Here is a 16,219-nt window from a genome sequence, read left to right on the forward strand (position 1 = left end):
CTACAGACCTACGCTCTGGCGCAGGCCAGCCAGTGGCCGACGCAACAGGTACAGCGCCAGCGGCGCACGGTCACCGAATATTTTTGCCGTGCCGCGCAGGCCGATGCGCGGTGCCGCGGCGTCGAAGCGCGCATCCAATCGATAAGCGAGCTGACCGGCGGCGGTGGGTTGCGCCTCGTAGGCCGAACGCTCGAGCCAGGCCACATGCCGCTGCAATGGATCGCTGTCGAGAAACAATGCGACTTGCGCACCGGGGGCCAGGGTTATCGCGTCGCCGACCGCCAGTTCGATGCGCAGCTCAGCCTGGCTGGGATCGGCAATTTCCATCAATCGCTCGCCGGTCTGCACCGGCTTGCCGAGCCAGCGCTCGACATCGGCAAACACCGCGATGCCATCCCGTTCGGCGCGGACTTCACTGCGCTTGAGCAACTCGAGGGCATAGTTGCGCTCGGCACGTTTCTGCTCGACCCGAGCGGCCAGGAGGTCGATCTTGGAGCTCGATTCAGCGTCGGCAAATGAGCGTTGGGAGTTGGCCTTGAGCTCCGCCTCGGCCACATCCAACGCGCGCTCGGCCACATCGGCCTGGGCCTTGAGGCTGGTGCTTTCGAAGCGCAGCAACAGGTCGCCGTTCTTGACGACCTGGTTGGGCTTGACCATGAATTCGGCGATCACGCCGTCCAGCGGCGCCGCCACCACCTGCCCCCCCAGCGGTACCACTTCGGCCGGGGCCAGCACCGACTGGCGCACCGGCACCAGCAAGCCCAGCAACAGCACCGCCACCAGCGCGACCTGGCGCTTGCGCGTCCAGCGCAGGCGCCACGGTTTGCGTGGTTGCAACGCCAGCCATGCATGGCTGTAGGTGTCGCCCAGTTGCGACAGCAGCACTTGCTCGGCCGGCGTCCAGGGCTGGTCACGAGCCAGCCACAGACCACCAAAGACCAAGCCCTTGTGATCGATCAACGGCAGCCAGAATACCTGCGCGGCGGACAGGCTTCGCCAGTCCGCCTGAACAGCTTCGCTCACCCCATCGACGGCAATCACCCGGGCCTGGTTCAGCACGCCTTGCTTGAACAACTGCGCCACCGCCTGCTCGACAAACGCCACGAAAGGCGCATTCGGTTCCACGGCACTGACGCCAGTCACCGCCTGCACCTTGCCGGCGATCAACAGCGCGGCGTGGCGAAACCCGAACAGGGCCTGACCATCGTTGACCAGGCTGTAGCTCAGTTGCGCCGGGTTACGCGCGGCCCGCGTCTGACGCTCCAGATCGAGGAAACGGGCAAATACCTGCTCGGCGCTGCCCATGACCGGCGCGTTCACTTGGACTCCGCGAAACGCGCCGTGCCGCTCATGCCGGACAGCAAGCCACTGGCGTCAGGCAGGCTCGCTACCAGCAGCAAGGTCTGGCTGCCCTCATCGATACGCGCGCCGAGGCGCTTGACCGTCGCTTGCAGCGGCCGGCCGGTTTCGTCGGGAATGAACGTAAAGGACTGACCGGGTTTGAGTCTGCCCATCCAGCGCGACGGCACCAGTAGATGGATCTCCAGGGTGCGGTTGTCGACCACATCCAGCAACGGCGCACCGGCCGCCACGCTCTCGTAACGCTGAACCTTGCGCGCCACCACCTGCCCATCGAACGGCGCGATCACACTGCAGCGCTTGACCTGAACCTGATACACCTGGGATTGCGCCTGGGCCTCGCTGACCCGGGCCTCGGCCCGAGAAACCTCGAAACGCCCGACGGATTTCAATGCCTCCAGTTGCCGGTTATGCGCCAACTCTTCACTGGCACCCCGACTCGCCGCCTGGGCGGCATTGAGCTGGGCCTGATAAGCCGAGCAATCGAAACGCGCGAGGGTATCGCCCTTCTTGAACGACTCGCCCTCACTGAACGGCAATTCGACGATACGGCCGGCCAACTCACTGGCCAGCACCGCCTGGTCCCGCGCCCTAAGTATTCCCCGCGCCTCGCTACCACCTGCCGCCCCGGCCGTCGCATTGCTCTCGAGCAACGGATCGTCCGCGACAGGCGTCTGCGCTTGGACGGCGCACGTTACAAAGGCCAACCCCATAACCCAACTGCGAAAACGCTGCATGACCGCTACTCCCTGACGGATGGTCGGAGTCTACGACAGCGGTGGGGAGCGTCAAGGGAGATCCCGTCAGGCTTGGGAAATCTCTTGTTTCAAAAAGGTTGAAAAAGCGCCGAAAGATGCTTGGTTTTTTGCTGACGTTGGCCAGTCATTCACGGTTGATGCAGGATCATCCCAGGACTAGGATTTGCCCACTGCTCAACCCCGTACGCAGAGATTAAGTTCTCTGGCCGTTGGGGTGAAAACATCGGCTTAGGCCGGTTTTTTCGTTTCTGGGGATTGAGTTTGTGCGCACCGCATTTGAATCGCTGTAACTGCTTCACAACGCCCGAGTCGGGCGTATTCCTTGTGGCTGGCGACCACCCCAGCCATACCCTACTCCACCAACGTCAACTTCCCATCCCGATACAGCACCTCGCGCCCCAGCCAGGCCGCATTCACCTGCGGCAGCACCGCCGAGGGTTTGCGCAGTTCGCGTAGCAGGGTCGACCCATGGGACAAGCGTCCGCCCATGCGCGCAATCACCGCCCGGGCGTTCTGATAGTGTGCGTGGCGACCCGGGTCCAGGGTCTCTTCAAGCAGAATGTCGTCGCCCAGGATGCCTTGCACCTGTCCTGGATAAATAAGGAATCCACTCGCTTGCTCGGTGCCCTCGCGACCATCCTGCCAGAAGCTGCCCTCGCGGCTGCGAATGTCCGGATGCGGTGCGAACCAATGGGCCCGTTCGGCCACCGGCATGGCGTGATGCAGGCGAAAGAAAATCCGCATCAGGTTGTCGCGATACCACTCGCGCACTTGCAGGTAGTAACCACGCAGCCCCGGTAGACCGCCCGAATGGGCCAGGCGAACCGCCAAGGACCATTGGGGAAACGCCTGCAGCGGCAATTCGGTCGGAGCCGGACGCGACGTAGCCGGGTCGGTTTCCCAGGGCAGCCGATGCGGGGCGGACTCCAGGTTTTCATAAGCGGTCGGAGGCCGGCCCAGCCAGTCGCCACCGCTGCTGGCCAATGCGGTGGCGATGCACAGGTTGCCCTGGACGACGAATACGTAGAAGCGGGTGAACCAGTCGGCCAATTGCTGCCCATCGGCCCCCTGTCCGGTCAGTTCGAGCAGCTCCCGATCGAAGCGCCGCAACCCTCTTTCCAACGTCGGCAGATGCCCACGAGCGATGCGCTGCATGCGCAGGAACAACGGCAGCGAACGGATCAAGCGCAGCGGTCGCCAAGGCAGATGCGGTGTGGCGCCGCCGACCTCACCCGCGTAGTTGCTGGCGCTGATGCCCCAGTCCGCCAGGCGCGCGAGAAACAGGTCGTTGTTGATGTACGAAGCACCGCCGAATACCGCGGTAAAGGGCTCGTTGTCCTGCAATATCCGCGAGTCCCAGCGCGCCATGATCGCGGGAATGCTTGCCGCAGCACGGCGCTGGGCATATTCCACCAGGACACTGGGCTGCGGCGGCAGGATCTCGGCGATGTTGGCGGCAGTCAGGTGTCGACGCCAGCCGTAATCGCTGATCGGCCGGTACTGCAGCAGCCAGAGTTGTTTGCCGTCCCAGGCCCATTCGACATCGCCGGGCACATAGTGGAAAACCCGCAGCACGCTTTGCAGGAAGCGCCACAACTGATCGGCGGTCAGGCCATGGGATGGCTTGAACGTGTCGCTGTTCCACGCGTCCCCCAGCCGGGAAATGATCGCGCGCTCGGGGCTCACCTGACCGTCGGCCAACGACTCGAGATGACCTTCGACCCACTCCAGTTCGACGGCCAGATGACGGACGAAGGCGATCCCGGACAGCCGCGGCGTGATGAATCGCTGCACCACCACTTCCTCGACACCTGTTGCACTCAGCTCGGCAACGCGCGCCGGCACATCCTGCGTCGATACACGCAAGAAGGTGGTGCTCAGGCCCGCGTTCGCCGCATCGGCCTGATCTTCGCCATAACTGGAGGAACGCACCGCCCAGAGGGCGTCCGATTGGCCGTCAAGGAACGCCGGCAGGCGCGGATCGTGGCAGTCGTTGAGCGACAGCGCCGCAGGCACTGCTTGCCCGGCCAGCGCCGCCAGGCGCAAGCGTCCACCCTTGGTATGGGCGACGAACCCTCGCTCGCCCGACTCCAGCCATGCGGCGAATTCGGCCGGCGCGTCAATCCACGGATAGTGCCCCCAGCCGGGTTTCAGGCTGATGGTCAGATCGGCGCGGGCGAGGATGGCTGACCACGCCGCGGCCTGCTCGATGCCCAGCACCTTGTCCTGATCGCCCCAGACCAGTTCGACCGGGTCGGTGATCCATTCCAGCAGCGGCAGCGCGGTGTCCGCGCGCACCAGATCCCAGTGCGGCACAAAAGCGCGACAGCGGGCGTACCCGGCGCCCATGCGCCGGTACTGCGCAGGTGTCCAGGTCTGGTTGGAAAACTTGCGGGCAAACAGCGTCGGTCGGTTTGCCAGCAGCCAATGGATGGTTTTGCGCAGCGGCAGCGGCGACATCAATGCCGGCAGGCGGCGCTGCCATAAAAACGCGCCGACCGGCGCCAACAATACACTGCGACAGAAGTGCCCTGGCTGACGCTGCAAGGCATGCAACACCAGCAGCGCATTCACTCCCACCGCGGCGATCGCGCTGCCCTTGACCGTCATCTCCAGCAAAGCCTGGGCGTAGGCAGCCAGGTCTTCGCAAGGCGCCTGGGGATGATTGCCGAAGCCGGGCAACTCCAGCGGCACCACTTCGTAGCGCTCGAAGTGCGGCAATGCATCATCCCACCAATCGGCGGCGCTGCCGTTACCGGCCAGCAGGTACATCAAAGGCTTGCTCATGAACGGTCCTCAGGCCAGATCGCGCAAAGCAGCGTCGAGGGTCGGGTAATGGAACTGGTACCCGGCGTCAGCGAGACGGCTTGGCACCACACGTTGGCCGTCGAAAAACAACTGGGCCATCTCCCCTGCCAGGGCTCGCACCGGTGCGGCAGGGATGTGAAACCATACCGGGCGCTTGAGCGCTTTACCGACGCGCTCGGCAAACGTCCCCTGGCTGACCGTCTCCGGCGCCACCAGGTTGTAAGTGCCGCTCAGGCTCTCATCGTCGAAGGCCCTGGCAATCACCTGAATCACATCATCGCGGTGTATCCAGCTCATGATCTGCCGGCCATCGCCCATCCGCCCACCGAACCCCAGGCGAAATGGAATCAGCAAAGGCAGCAGGGCACCGCCCGGACCAAAGACCACGCCCAGCCGCATCACCACCTGACGCAAACCCAATTCGACGGCAGGCCGCGCCGACGCTTCCCAGCGGGCACAGAGCTCGGCCATGAACCCATCGCCCTTGGCAGCTTGCTCATCCAGGCTCTCACTGGCATCACGCACGCCATAAAAGCCGATGGCCGAGGCCTGGATCCACAGCGTCGGCTTGTTCCGGACGTTCTTCAGCCAACTGATCAACGCTTCGGTGGTATTGACCCGACTGGCGATCAGTTGCGCCTGACGCCGGGGGCTCCAGCGCGGACCGGCCACCGGCGCGCCCGCCAGGTTGATCACCACATCGAAGATTTCATCATGGCCCAGTTTGCTCAGCGAACGCAGGCAACGGGCACGGCCGTCGAACAGATAGGCCGCTTTCAGCGGGTCGCGGGCCAACACACTGACGGTGTGTCCGGCATCGAGCAATTGATTGACCAGCGTCTCCCCGATAAACCCGGTACCACCGGTCACCAATACGCGCTTATGGGCGCCGCCCGCGAACGGATTGCCCGATCTGCCCCGGCGCTGCATGCGCAGCGCCGCCAGCCCATCACGGATACCCGAGGCGCTGACACCGATAGCAAACAGCGTCAGCAACCAGCCGCGCCAGCCGAGATCGAGCGCGCCCAGGCCGGTAGGCAAACTCGCCCATTGCGCCAGTTGCACCCCGTACAGCGCGAAGAACGCCCCGCCGTTGACCGCCAGCACGGTGTGCATGATGCGCTCGATGGCCGGCAGCTTGCGGCTGCGGTCCTCGACCACGAAATCCCAGAGCGTCAGGCCTATCTCCAGGGCGAACAGCAACCCGATGACAATCGCCCATATTCCCTGGAAAGCCAGGTGGGCGATGCCCAGGAACAGGATCCCGTAGAAGCACGACCGCAAGGCGTGGATCGACAGCTCCAATCGGGCGCTGTGGCGATAGGGCAGCGCGACGGTCAGCTCATGGTGATAGAGGGTATCCAGCGCACCCAGGACAGCCTGGGCAATCAACAAGGTGATCGCCCAGTCGAGGAGAGAGAAATCAGGCATGGTTTGGCTTACTCAGCGAGTGGTCGACGAGGGGATTGCAGCGATCATGACGGTAGAGCCAGAACAGCGGCGGCAGCAATGCAAACAGCGCAAGGCTGTCGAACCACAGGTGCGACCAGACCTGTGCCTGGGCGGAAAGCAGCATGTCCTGGGGCGCCCAGAGCACGACGCCGGCGATCAACCATCCCCAGGGCAGCGCGCTTCTCAACCGATTGCCGATATGGACAAGGGCCAGCATGTACAGCGAATAACTTTGCAACGTGGCACCGAACAGCGCCAGCCACCAGACCTGCTGCGCCCGGGCAGCCGAAGGCACCGCAGCGCCGGACCAGAAAGCCTGTTCGATCGTTTGCAGATAGCCGTCGAGCAATCCCGAATGCCCTGCCCAGGTCAGCGCGAGGCTGACGAGCAGATGCATGAGGGCAGCGGCGTATAGCCAAGCGACCAGGGCTTTGCGAAGGGGGTTGGGAGGGGCTGGCATTCCGTGTCCTGAAGGCTTGCTTGGGAGCCGCAAGTCTAAAGGAAAAGAAAGCGGCTTTACCTGGCTATTTGGGGTGGGTTGAAGTCCGCCATCGCGAGCAGGCTCGCTCCCACAGGGGATGGGTATGGCCGCAGATATCACAGTCATCACCGGCCCATGTGGGAGCGAGCCTGCTCGCGATGGCGCCCGCCCAGACAACCGCTTACCTGAACATCATGGCGCCCCCATCAACGCTGCATCCCCCAACGCTTCACCGTCACCCGCTCCAGGTTGTCGAACACCAGGTTCTCCACCAGCAAGCCGATCAGGATCACCACCGCCAACCCGGCAAAGACTTTGTCGGTGTACAGCTCGTTACGGTTCTGAAAGATGTACCAACCCAGGCCGCCCTTGCCGCTGGTGGCGCCGAACACCAGTTCAGCGGCGATCAACGTACGCCAGGCAAAGGCCCAACCGATTTTCAGCCCGGCGAGGATCGACGGCAGCGCTGCGGGAATCAGGATGAACAGCACGAAGCGCAGACCCTTGAGCCCATAATTGCGCCCAGCCATGCGCAAGGTTTCGGACACGCCGAGAAAGCCCGCATACATGTTCAGCGCCAACGCCCACAACACCGAATGCACCAATACGAAAATCAGGCTGTTCTGCCCCAGGCCGAACCACAGCAATGCCAGCGGCAACAGGGCGATGGCCGGTAGCGGATTGAACATCGATGTAAGGGTGCTGAGCAGGTCGCGCCCCAACCGCGTCGACACCGCCAGGGTCGTCAGGCCAAACGCCAGGGCGATACCCAGCAGATATCCCTTGAGCAGCACCGCCAGGGAAATCCAGACCTTGCCCAACAGTTCGCCGCTGCGCAGCCCTTCGTACAAAGCGCTGGCGGTTTGCAGGAACCCTGGCAGCAACAGGTCATTGTTCTGGTAGCAGGCCACCGCCTCCCACAACAGCGCCAGCAGCACAAGGATCAGACTCTTGCGCAACCAACCCTGCTGCCAGAGACGCTGGCCCAGAGGCAACTCCCGTTCCAGCGGTACGTGGGTCAAGGGCTGCAGGTCAACTTCATATTCTTCGCGCACAGGCGATAAACGGCTCATGGGTTGCCCCTCAATACGCGATACGGATGTCGGCAAAATCCAGCTCCCGTTCGGTTTCAGGCCCTGGGCCTTGCTCGAACAGCAGCCGATGAATCCGCCGGGCAGTCTGCTGGAATGCCACGCCACCCAGGCTGTGCAGGTCGAATTGATGGCTGTGGATCTCCGCCCTTACCCGCCCCGGGTGCGGTGAGAGCAGCAGGATACGATTACCCACCACCAACGCTTCTTCGATGGAGTGGGTGACGAACAGCAGCGTGAAGCGCACCTCTTCCCAGAGCAGCAACAACTCCTCCTGCATCTTGCGCCGGGTCAAGGCATCGAGGGCGGCAAAGGGCTCGTCCATCAAGAGGATTTTCGGTTGCATCGCGAGTGCCCGGGCGATGGCGACACGGGCCTTCATGCCACCCGACAACGTGTGGGGGTAGGCATCGGCAAAGGCCCCCAAACCGACCTTGTCCAGGTAATGCAGCGCCCGCTCTTCGGCCTCGGCGCGCTTGAGGGTGCGGGAAGCCAGGAGTGCGAACATCACATTCTGCTTGACGGTTTTCCAGGGCGGCAGTTGATCGAACTCCTGGAACACCACGACCCGGTCGGGCCCTGGTGCATTGACGACTTCTCCTTGCAGGCGGATCTCGCCCTCCTGCGGTGCGATGAAACCGCCGACGGCCTTGAGCAACGTAGACTTGCCGCAGCCCGACGGGCCGAGCAGCACGAAGCGGTCCGCCGGATCGACGTCGAAACTGACTCGATGGGTGGCCCGCACCACGCGCTGGGAGATGTGGTACTCCAGGCTGACGTTATCCACGGACAACAACGGGGTGTCGGTGCGAGCAGGGCTGCTGGCCGCGTGGCCTGGCAATGGCGCGTTCATGGCGATCAACTCCCCTGCAATGGCCTGGTGTCCTGGAAGAAATAATCCTCCCAGGAGGCCGGCTTGTTCTTGATCGCGCCGACGCGGTACAGGAATTCGGCCAGCGGGTAGGTGTTCTTCGGCGTGACGGTGAATTCGATCTGCGGGTTCTCGATGATTTTCAGCAGCGTCGCCCGGTCGATCCTGGCCTGGGTCACCCGCAGGTAGGTATCCGCCGCCGCGCCTTTGTCGTTCTGGGCAAACTCGGCCGCTTCGGTCAACGCCTCGACGAAGGCCTTGTAGGTTTTCGGGTTCTCATCGCGAAATTTCTCGGTGGCGAACAACACTGTGGGGGAGTTCGGCCCCAATACATCATAGGAATTGAGCACCACATGAACGCCCGGGGTTTGCAGCGCCTGGTCCTGGAACGGCGGGTTGGAGAAATGTCCGGTCAACTCCGTGCCACCGGCGATCAAAGCCGCCGTCGCGTCCGGGTGTGGAACGGCCAGGGTGTACTTGTCCAGGCGATTGAATTCCTTGTCGCCCCACTGCTTCGCGGCGGCGTACTGCAGGAAACGTGACTGCACCGAAACACCCACCGCCGGCACCGCGATACGGTCCTGCTCGGTGAAGTCGGCAATGGTCTTGACCTTGGGGTTGTTGCTCAACAGGTAATAAGGAAAGTTGCCCAGAGAAGCCACCGCCTTGACGTTCTGCTTGCCGCGGGTGCGGTCCCAGATGGTCAGCAATGGACCGACCCCGGCGCCGGCAATGTCGATGGAGCCCGACAGCAACGCATCGTTGACCGCCGCGCCGCCGGACAACTGGGTCCAGTCGACCTTGATGTCGATGCCTTCCTGCTTGCCGTGTTTCTCGATCAACTGTTGGTCACGGACCACGTTCAGCAGCAGATACACGATGCCGAACTGCTCGGCGATACGAATCTCACCCTCGGCGCGGGCGCTGGAGGGTGCCACCAGGCTACCGGCCAACAGGCTGAATCCCAGGCCGATGGCAGCGGCCAGCGGTGCAAAAGCAATGCGTTTGGACATGTTGATTCTCCGGGCGCTATGCGCGTGGGCAGCCAATCAGAAAGGGGCATCGCCCTGGATGGTGGTGCGATACAGTTTGCGACGCAGATGACTCGGGCAACCGGCAGCCAGATGGATCAGCGAGCGGTTGTCCCAGAACACCAGGTCGTGGGGCTGCCATTGATGGCGATAGATGTTCCGGGGCAACACGCTGTGTGCGTACAACTCGGCCAGCAGCGCTTTGCTTTCGTCCTCCGGCAAACCGACGATGCGGGTGGTGAAGCCTTCACTGACGAACAGCGCCTTGCGCCCGGTTTCCGGGTGGGTGCGCACGATCGGGTGAACGACCTCGGCGACCTGGGCCAGTTGTTCCGGTGTCAGCGTTGGTCGCCAGTTGCCTTCGAATTTGTTTTCGCTGTAGCGCGCGGTATAGGAGTGCGCCGCCGAACGGCCCTCCACCGCTTTACGCAATGCCTCGGGCAAGTCATCCCAGGCCTTGTGCATGTCGGCGAACAGGGTGTCGCCACCTTCGCTCGGCAACTCCTGGGCGTGGAGCATCGATCCCAGGCTGGGCAGTTGTTTATAGGAAAGGTCGGAATGCCAGAACTTCCCGGCATCGCCCAGGCCGATGGACTGGCCGTTCTCGATGATGTTGGAAACGATGAGAATTTCCGGATGCCCGGCCAACAGGAACTGTTTGAGCACGTGAATCTGCAGTACGCCAAAACGGCGGCTGAAAGCGATGTGCTGTTCGGGGGTGATGCGCTGATCACGGAACACCACGACGTGATGCTCCAGGTGCGCCCGATGGATACGGGCGAAATCTTGGTCATTGAGTGGTCGGGACAGGTCCAGGCCAAGGATCTCGGCGCCAACGGCGTCGTTGAACGGGCGGATTTCGAACTTTTGCGGCGCGACATTCTCGACGCTTGGAATGTCCGAGGAATAAGAAACGGCTGGCATACATCACTCCCACGCACAGCGCGCTTCATGGGCGCGCCTCGATCAAAAACTCACGGCATGGCCGTATGGGTTCGTGTCGTGCGGCGCGCCGATTGGTCGGCAGGTACGCAGAGGTATGACTTTATCGGTATAAGAATTTAAATTTAAATACCTTTAATGAATAACGATATGGCTTGGAGTTTTCATCGCCCCTGTGGCGAGGGGACTGGACGGCCTCAATTGCTCGTCTCTACCGCTCGTGCAACGCCTCGGCCCGGGCCTTGATGATGGGCTTGAGCAGGTAGCTGAGCACGGTTTTCTTGCCGGTGATGATGTCCACCGAGGCCACCATGCCCGGGATGATCAGCAGCGGTTTGTCATCGGTGCCCAGGTGGCTGCGCTCGGTGCGCAGCTTGATGATGTAGTAGGTGGTTTTCTTGTCCTCGTCGGTGATGGTGTCGGCACCGATCTGTTCCAGCTTGGCCTTCAGCCCACCGTAGATGGTGTAGTCATACGCGGTGAACTTCACCGTGGCGTCCTGACCAGGGTGCAGGAAGGCGATGTCCTGGGGACGGATTTTCGCTTCCACCAGGATGGTATCGTCCAGCGGCACGATCTCCACCAGGTCACTGCCAGGCTGGATCACGCCACCGATGGTGTTCACCAGCATTTTGTTGACGATACCCCGCACGGGCGACGTCACCAGGGTGCGGCTTACGCGGTCCTCCAGGGCCTTGCCGGTCGCCTGGGCCTTGTTCAGGTCGGTGCGCGCCTCGTTGAGCTGGGTCAGCGCTTCGCTGCGGAATTTGCCGCGGGTCTCGTCGATCTTGCGTTGCACTTCCTTGATCGCCGATTCGGCGCGAGGAATCGCCAGGGTCGTGGCATCCAGTTGTCCGCGGGTCTCGACTTCAGCGCGCTTGAGCCGCAGCACTTCCACCGGCGACACCGCGCCTTGAGCCACCAATGGTTCGGACATGTTGATTTCCTGGCGTTGCAACGCCAGGCCGGAACGGTATTGCGCCTGCTTCGAAATGAACTCGCGCAACTCCTGCTGGCGCTGCACCAGTTGCTCCTGCAACCCGCCGATTTCATCATGCAACTGCTGACGACGACTGATGTACAGCGACTCTTCACTGGCGGCCTGACCCGGCACTGCCTTGAGTACATCGGTCGGGAAGTTCAGCGGTCGGTCGTCGACCTCGGCACTCAATCGTTCGACCCGCAACAGCATGGACAGGCGATCCGCCTCGGTTTCGCCCACATTCGAGACAAACCGTGTGTCGTCCAGGCGAATCAAAGGCGCACCAGCCTCGACGATCTGCCCTTCCTTGACGAACAGCTCCGCGACAATGCCGCCTTCCAGGTTCTGGATCTTCTGGATCTTGGAGGACGGAATCGCCTTGCCGTCGCCCTTGGTCACTTCGTCGACCACGGCGAAGTTAGCCCACAGCACCAGGAACACGAAGAACGCGATGATGCCCCAGATCGTCAGGCGCACCACGCGCGGGGCGTCTTCGATCAGGGCCTTGTTGACCTCCGGCAGCGGCTGGCCGTGCAACGAAGCGGAGCCTTTGAAATAGCGGCCCACGGAATCCTTGAAACCCGACTTAAGCAACACTGATCTGCCCCTTCTTCAACGCTTCCATCACGGCAGCTTTCGGGCCGTCGGCCAGGATCTGTCCACGGTCGATCACCAACAGGCGATCCACCAGCGACAGCAAGGATGCCCGGTGCGTCACCAACAGCACGGTCTTGTTTTCCACCACGGCAGCCAGGCGCTGCTTCAGGCGCTCCTCACCGGTGTTGTCCATGGCGCTGGTGGGCTCGTCCAGCAGCAGGATCGGAGGGTTGAGCAGCAGCGCACGGGCCAGGGCAACGTTCTGGCGCTGGCCGCCGGACAGGTTCTGTCCGCGCTCGCCGACCTGCAACTCATAGCCCTGGGGATGCAGACGCGCGAACTCATGCACGCCCGCCAATTCGGCGGCCTGGAGCACCAGCTCGTCTTCGACATAGCGGGCGCCCGAGGTCAGGTTGTCCCGCAGGGTGCCGGCCAGCAGTTGGATGTCCTGGGGGACGTAGCCGATGTTGTAGCGCAACTCGCTGACATCGATCTGGCGAATGTCCACGCCGTCCACCAGCAAGGCACCATCGTCCGGCTGGTAGAGGCCCACCAGCAGCTTGGCCAGGGAGCTTTTGCCCGAACCGCTGCGGCCGATGATGCCGATTTTCTCACCGGGCTTGATCACCAGGTTGATGTTCTTCAGCGCGGCGTTCTGCTGGTTCGGATAAGTGAAGCTCAACTGCCGGCATTCGATGGCGCCCTGCAGGACCTTGCGGCTCAGCGGGCGCTCTTCGAAATTGCGCTCCTGGGGCAACTCCATCATCTGGTCGACGGACGTCATGGTCACCCGCGCCTGCTGGTAGCGGGTCAGCAGGCCCGACAGCGACGCCAACGGGCTGAGGGCACGACCACTGAGCATGTAGCAGGCAACCAGCCCCCCCATACTCAAATTACCGGCGATGATCATGTAGACACCGAAGACGATCATGATCACGCCAGCCAACTGCTGGATCAGCAAGGTAATGTTCATCGCCAACCCGGACAGCATTTTTACCCGCAGCTCGAGACGGCTGAGGGTGCCGATGGTCTGTTCCCACTGATATTGACGCTCGCTCTCGGCGTTATTGACCTTCACCGCATCCAGGCCGGCCAGGGTCTCGATCAGGCTCGACTGGCGCTCGGCACCCAGGGCCATGGTTCGCTCCATGGTCGCTACCAGGGGCTTTTGCAATGCATAGCCGATCAACAGCGCAATCGGGAACGCCAGCACCGGAATCCACACCAGGTGTCCGCCAATAATCGCGATGACCATGAAGATCAGCAGGGTGAACGGCAAGTCGATCAAACTGGTCAGGGTCAGCGAGGCGAGGAAGTCTCGCAGGCTCTGGAACTCATGGATGTTCTGGGCAAAGCTGCCGACCCGCGCCGGACGGTACTTCATCGCCATGCCAACGATACGCTCGAACAGCGTGGCGGAAATGATCAGGTCGGTTTTCTTGCCCGCCAGGTCCAGGCACAGGCTGCGCAACATCTTCAGGATCAGATCGAACAGGTAGGCACCGGTGATGCCGATGGCCAACACCCAAAGGGTCGACTCGGCCTGGTTCGGCACGACTCGGTCGTAGACGTTCATCACGAACAGCGGCGCGGCCATGGCGATGATGTTGATCAGCAGGCTGGCGGCAATTGCATCGGCGTACAACCAGCGAGAACGCTTGAGGGTGTCGCGAAACCAGGAGCGCGCCCGGGGAATGAGCGTGCCGTGGTTCACATCGAATTTGTGCTGGGGTTGGGCAAAGAAAACCTTGCCGCTGTAGTCGTCGGCCAGCAGTTCACGACTGACCGTCACTTCTCCGCCGTCGCTTTCGCTGAGCAGCAGCCGCGCCTGGTCGTCGCCGACCCAGCCCAGCAACACCGCACTGCGACCGTCCTTGAGCAGCAACAGGGCCGGCATGGCAATGGTCGGGATCTGCTCGAGCCGGCGTTGCAGCACCCGGCCCTGTAAACCGGCCCGGGCCGCCGCGCGCGACAATAATTCGACGCTCAACCGCTGCTTGGGCAGCGGCAGGCCGGTGGTGAGCATCGCCGCACTGGCCGGTTTCTGATGCAGCATGCAGAGCGCCAGCAACCCGTCCAGCAACGGGTCGTCGTGCAGCGTGCGCGGATCATGGACTAGTTCGACTCGACTGACTTCTGATTCCACGCTCTGCACTCTTTACTGATCAAACTGGATGGATGAATCAATTCATCCCAGGTAACTGGACCTTGGGTTTCACGTCATTCTGCACAACGGATGCCAACGGCGCGACGACCCCCTGACTTTTGAGCAATTCGCCCATGGTTGCCTTGATCCGGTATTGGGTGAACAGCTGCACATTCTTGATTTCCGCCAACCGCCGGGAGGCACTGAACAGCTCGTTTTCGCTGTCGAGCAAGTCGAGCAGGGTGCGCTCGCCGAGGCTGAACTGCTTCTGGTAGGCGTTACGCACGCTGGCACTGCGGTCCACGTATTGCTGGGCAATCGGTACCTGGGCATTGGCGTTGTTGAGGGCGTTCCAGGCCAAACCCAGTTCTTCAGTCAATTGGCGCAAGGCATTGTTACGGATGTCCAGGGCCTGGTTGGACAGGTAGGACTTGGACTCCAGATCCGCCTTGTTGCTGCCGCCGGCATACAGGTTGAAACGCATGCGCAGCATGGCCTGCCATTCATTGTTGTGACCGTCCTGGCCGTCCAGGTCGTTGTCAGCGGTGCGGCCCAGCTCGGCGTCGAAGCGTGGGTAGAAACTCGACTTGGCAGCTTCGTACTGTTTCTCGGTGGCAACGATGTCCGCCTCGGCCGAACGCAGTACCGGGCTGTTTTCCAGCATCTGGGCACGAGCTTCCGTCAGGTTGGCCGGCAGCAGCGCCATAAAATCGGCGGGGCGCTCCAGTTGGTCGGGCAACTGGCCCACGGCACTGAGGTAGTTGGTCTCGGCGTCGGCCAGATTGGTCTGCTCGGTGATCAGGTTGTTGCGGGCCTGGGCCACGCGTGCTTCGGCCTGATCGTGGTCGGCACGGTTGCCCACGCCGCGCTCGGTGCGCAATTTGATCTGATCGAAGATACGCTCGTGGCTCTTGAGGTTCTCTTCGGCCAGGCGCACGAACTCACGCCGGGTCAGTACATCCAGATAAACCTGGGCCACGGTCAGGCCGGTGCGCTCGGAAGTATCGAGCAGTGAATAAGCGCGGGCATTAACGGTGGCTTGTTGACGCCCCACTTCGCTGGACGTCGCAAAACCGTCAAAAACCATTTGGGTCACACGCAGGCTCGACTCGCCGCGATTCAGGGTTTCCCAATGATTGTTATTACCCGACCGGGTGGTGACGCTGTCGGTGCCTTCGCGACCATAGCCGGCTGCCACATCTACCCGAGGCAGATAACCGCCCTTCGCCGCCTTGAGTTGATAATCCGCCGCCAGGCGACTGTTCACTCCGGCCTGGATTTCAGGGTGTACGTCCAGCGCCTGTTGCATCGCCTGCGGCAAGGTTTGTGCTTGTACGAAGCTGGCGGCAAGAGCAAAGGGTAAAGCCATGAACAATTGCGAACGCATGGTGTTTTTTCTTCCTGAAACGCGTGTCTTGGATCACAGCGAAGCGAGGCGCTGCATCGGATGATGGCAACCGGAATTACCGTATGTCGGAAAGTTCGAAACAGGTACTGAAACTTGCACCGAAAGAACAGGTCGCCGCTTAAATATCAATGTGACATGACCGACACAATTGTTTAGGATGCCCGAGATAAGGTCAATAGTTTGGCGAAAACAAAAAATGATGGAAATAACAGCCAATATATTGACACATTGCAGCGTCAAAAATAACCCTACTAAGTAAAGCCAAAACGTCCAGACCGCTGCTGTACACAGCT

The 16,219-nt window shown here is 62.0% G+C and carries 12 protein-coding genes; all 12 read right to left on the reverse strand.

Annotated elements, in window-relative coordinates; all coding sequences use genetic code 11:
• The 12 genes from CGA22_RS13335 to CGA22_RS13390 all read right to left on the reverse strand — a co-directional run bounded on the left by CGA22_RS13335 (position 1) and on the right by CGA22_RS13390 (position 15,905).
• Positions 1 to 1,320 (reverse strand): efflux RND transporter periplasmic adaptor subunit, encoded by a 1,320-nt coding sequence (locus CGA22_RS13335; protein ID WP_041020321.1) that lies wholly within the window; start codon positions 1,318 to 1,320, stop codon positions 1 to 3.
• Entirely contained in the window at positions 1,317 to 2,096 is a 780-nt protein-coding gene (locus CGA22_RS13340) for an efflux RND transporter periplasmic adaptor subunit (RefSeq protein ID WP_041020320.1), read from the reverse strand. The genes CGA22_RS13335 and CGA22_RS13340 overlap by 4 nt, the downstream gene beginning before the upstream one ends.
• Before the next feature lie 372 nt (positions 2,097 to 2,468).
• Positions 2,469 to 4,904, reverse strand: coding sequence for an alpha/beta fold hydrolase (locus tag CGA22_RS13345; protein WP_188258611.1), 2,436 nt, complete (start codon positions 4,902 to 4,904; stop codon positions 2,469 to 2,471).
• A 9-nt stretch (positions 4,905 to 4,913) separates the two neighbouring features.
• Positions 4,914 to 6,356 (reverse strand): TIGR01777 family oxidoreductase, encoded by a 1,443-nt coding sequence (locus CGA22_RS13350; RefSeq protein WP_041022869.1) that lies wholly within the window; start codon positions 6,354 to 6,356, stop codon positions 4,914 to 4,916.
• The gene (locus CGA22_RS13355; RefSeq protein WP_041022868.1) at positions 6,349 to 6,837 is read right to left on the reverse strand and encodes a hypothetical protein; all 489 of its coding nucleotides are present in this window, start codon (positions 6,835 to 6,837) and stop codon (positions 6,349 to 6,351) included. Before CGA22_RS13355 ends, CGA22_RS13350 begins: the two co-directional genes overlap by 8 nt.
• 227 nt (positions 6,838 to 7,064) lie before the next feature.
• The gene (locus CGA22_RS13360) at positions 7,065 to 7,931 is read right to left on the reverse strand and encodes an ABC transporter permease (protein ID WP_041022867.1); all 867 of its coding nucleotides are present in this window, start codon (positions 7,929 to 7,931) and stop codon (positions 7,065 to 7,067) included.
• Positions 7,932 to 7,941: 10 nt separating this feature from the next.
• On the reverse strand, positions 7,942 to 8,802 hold the full coding sequence (locus CGA22_RS13365) for an ABC transporter ATP-binding protein (RefSeq protein ID WP_041022866.1): 861 nt from the start codon (positions 8,800 to 8,802) through the stop codon (positions 7,942 to 7,944).
• 5 nt (positions 8,803 to 8,807) lie between these two features.
• Positions 8,808 to 9,833, reverse strand: a complete 1,026-nt coding sequence (locus CGA22_RS13370) for an ABC transporter substrate-binding protein (RefSeq protein ID WP_188258612.1) — start codon at positions 9,831 to 9,833, stop codon at positions 8,808 to 8,810.
• 36 nt (positions 9,834 to 9,869) lie between these two features.
• Positions 9,870 to 10,775 carry a TauD/TfdA dioxygenase family protein gene (locus CGA22_RS13375; RefSeq protein ID WP_041021443.1) on the reverse strand — a complete coding sequence of 302 codons (906 nt, stop codon included), beginning with the start codon at positions 10,773 to 10,775 and terminating at the stop codon, positions 9,870 to 9,872.
• 229 nt (positions 10,776 to 11,004) lie between these two features.
• Complete coding sequence (locus CGA22_RS13380) at positions 11,005 to 12,372, reverse strand: HlyD family type I secretion periplasmic adaptor subunit (protein ID WP_041021442.1); 1,368 nt, start codon at positions 12,370 to 12,372, stop codon at positions 11,005 to 11,007.
• Complete coding sequence (locus tag CGA22_RS13385) at positions 12,362 to 14,518, reverse strand: type I secretion system permease/ATPase (RefSeq protein WP_188258613.1); 2,157 nt, start codon at positions 14,516 to 14,518, stop codon at positions 12,362 to 12,364. The genes CGA22_RS13380 and CGA22_RS13385 overlap by 11 nt, the downstream gene beginning before the upstream one ends.
• Positions 14,519 to 14,555: 37 nt before the next feature.
• Entirely contained in the window at positions 14,556 to 15,905 is a 1,350-nt protein-coding gene (locus CGA22_RS13390) for a TolC family outer membrane protein (protein ID WP_041022773.1), read from the reverse strand.
• Between the last annotated feature and the right edge of the window lie 314 nt (positions 15,906 to 16,219).

The organism is Pseudomonas sp. PSB18, assembly GCF_014596565.1.
GTDB lineage: Bacteria > Pseudomonadota > Gammaproteobacteria > Pseudomonadales > Pseudomonadaceae > Aquipseudomonas.

Excerpts from the sequence above, each read along its gene's own strand:
- CGA22_RS13340 (WP_041020320.1), bottom strand. The coding sequence starts at position 2,096 with ATGCAGCGTTTTCGCAGTTGGGTTATGGGGTTGGCCTTTGTAACGTGC.
- CGA22_RS13345 (WP_188258611.1), bottom strand. The coding sequence starts at position 4,904 with ATGAGCAAGCCTTTGATGTACCTGCTGGCCGGTAACGGCAGCGCCGCC.
- CGA22_RS13350 (WP_041022869.1), bottom strand. The coding sequence starts at position 6,356 with ATGCCTGATTTCTCTCTCCTCGACTGGGCGATCACCTTGTTGATTGCC.
- CGA22_RS13355 (WP_041022868.1), bottom strand. The coding sequence starts at position 6,837 with ATGCCAGCCCCTCCCAACCCCCTTCGCAAAGCCCTGGTCGCTTGGCTA.
- CGA22_RS13360 (WP_041022867.1), bottom strand. The coding sequence starts at position 7,931 with ATGAGCCGTTTATCGCCTGTGCGCGAAGAATATGAAGTTGACCTGCAG.
- CGA22_RS13365 (WP_041022866.1), bottom strand. The coding sequence starts at position 8,802 with ATGAACGCGCCATTGCCAGGCCACGCGGCCAGCAGCCCTGCTCGCACC.
- CGA22_RS13370 (WP_188258612.1), bottom strand. The coding sequence starts at position 9,833 with ATGTCCAAACGCATTGCTTTTGCACCGCTGGCCGCTGCCATCGGCCTG.
- CGA22_RS13375 (WP_041021443.1), bottom strand. The coding sequence starts at position 10,775 with ATGCCAGCCGTTTCTTATTCCTCGGACATTCCAAGCGTCGAGAATGTC.
- CGA22_RS13390 (WP_041022773.1), bottom strand. The coding sequence starts at position 15,905 with ATGCGTTCGCAATTGTTCATGGCTTTACCCTTTGCTCTTGCCGCCAGC.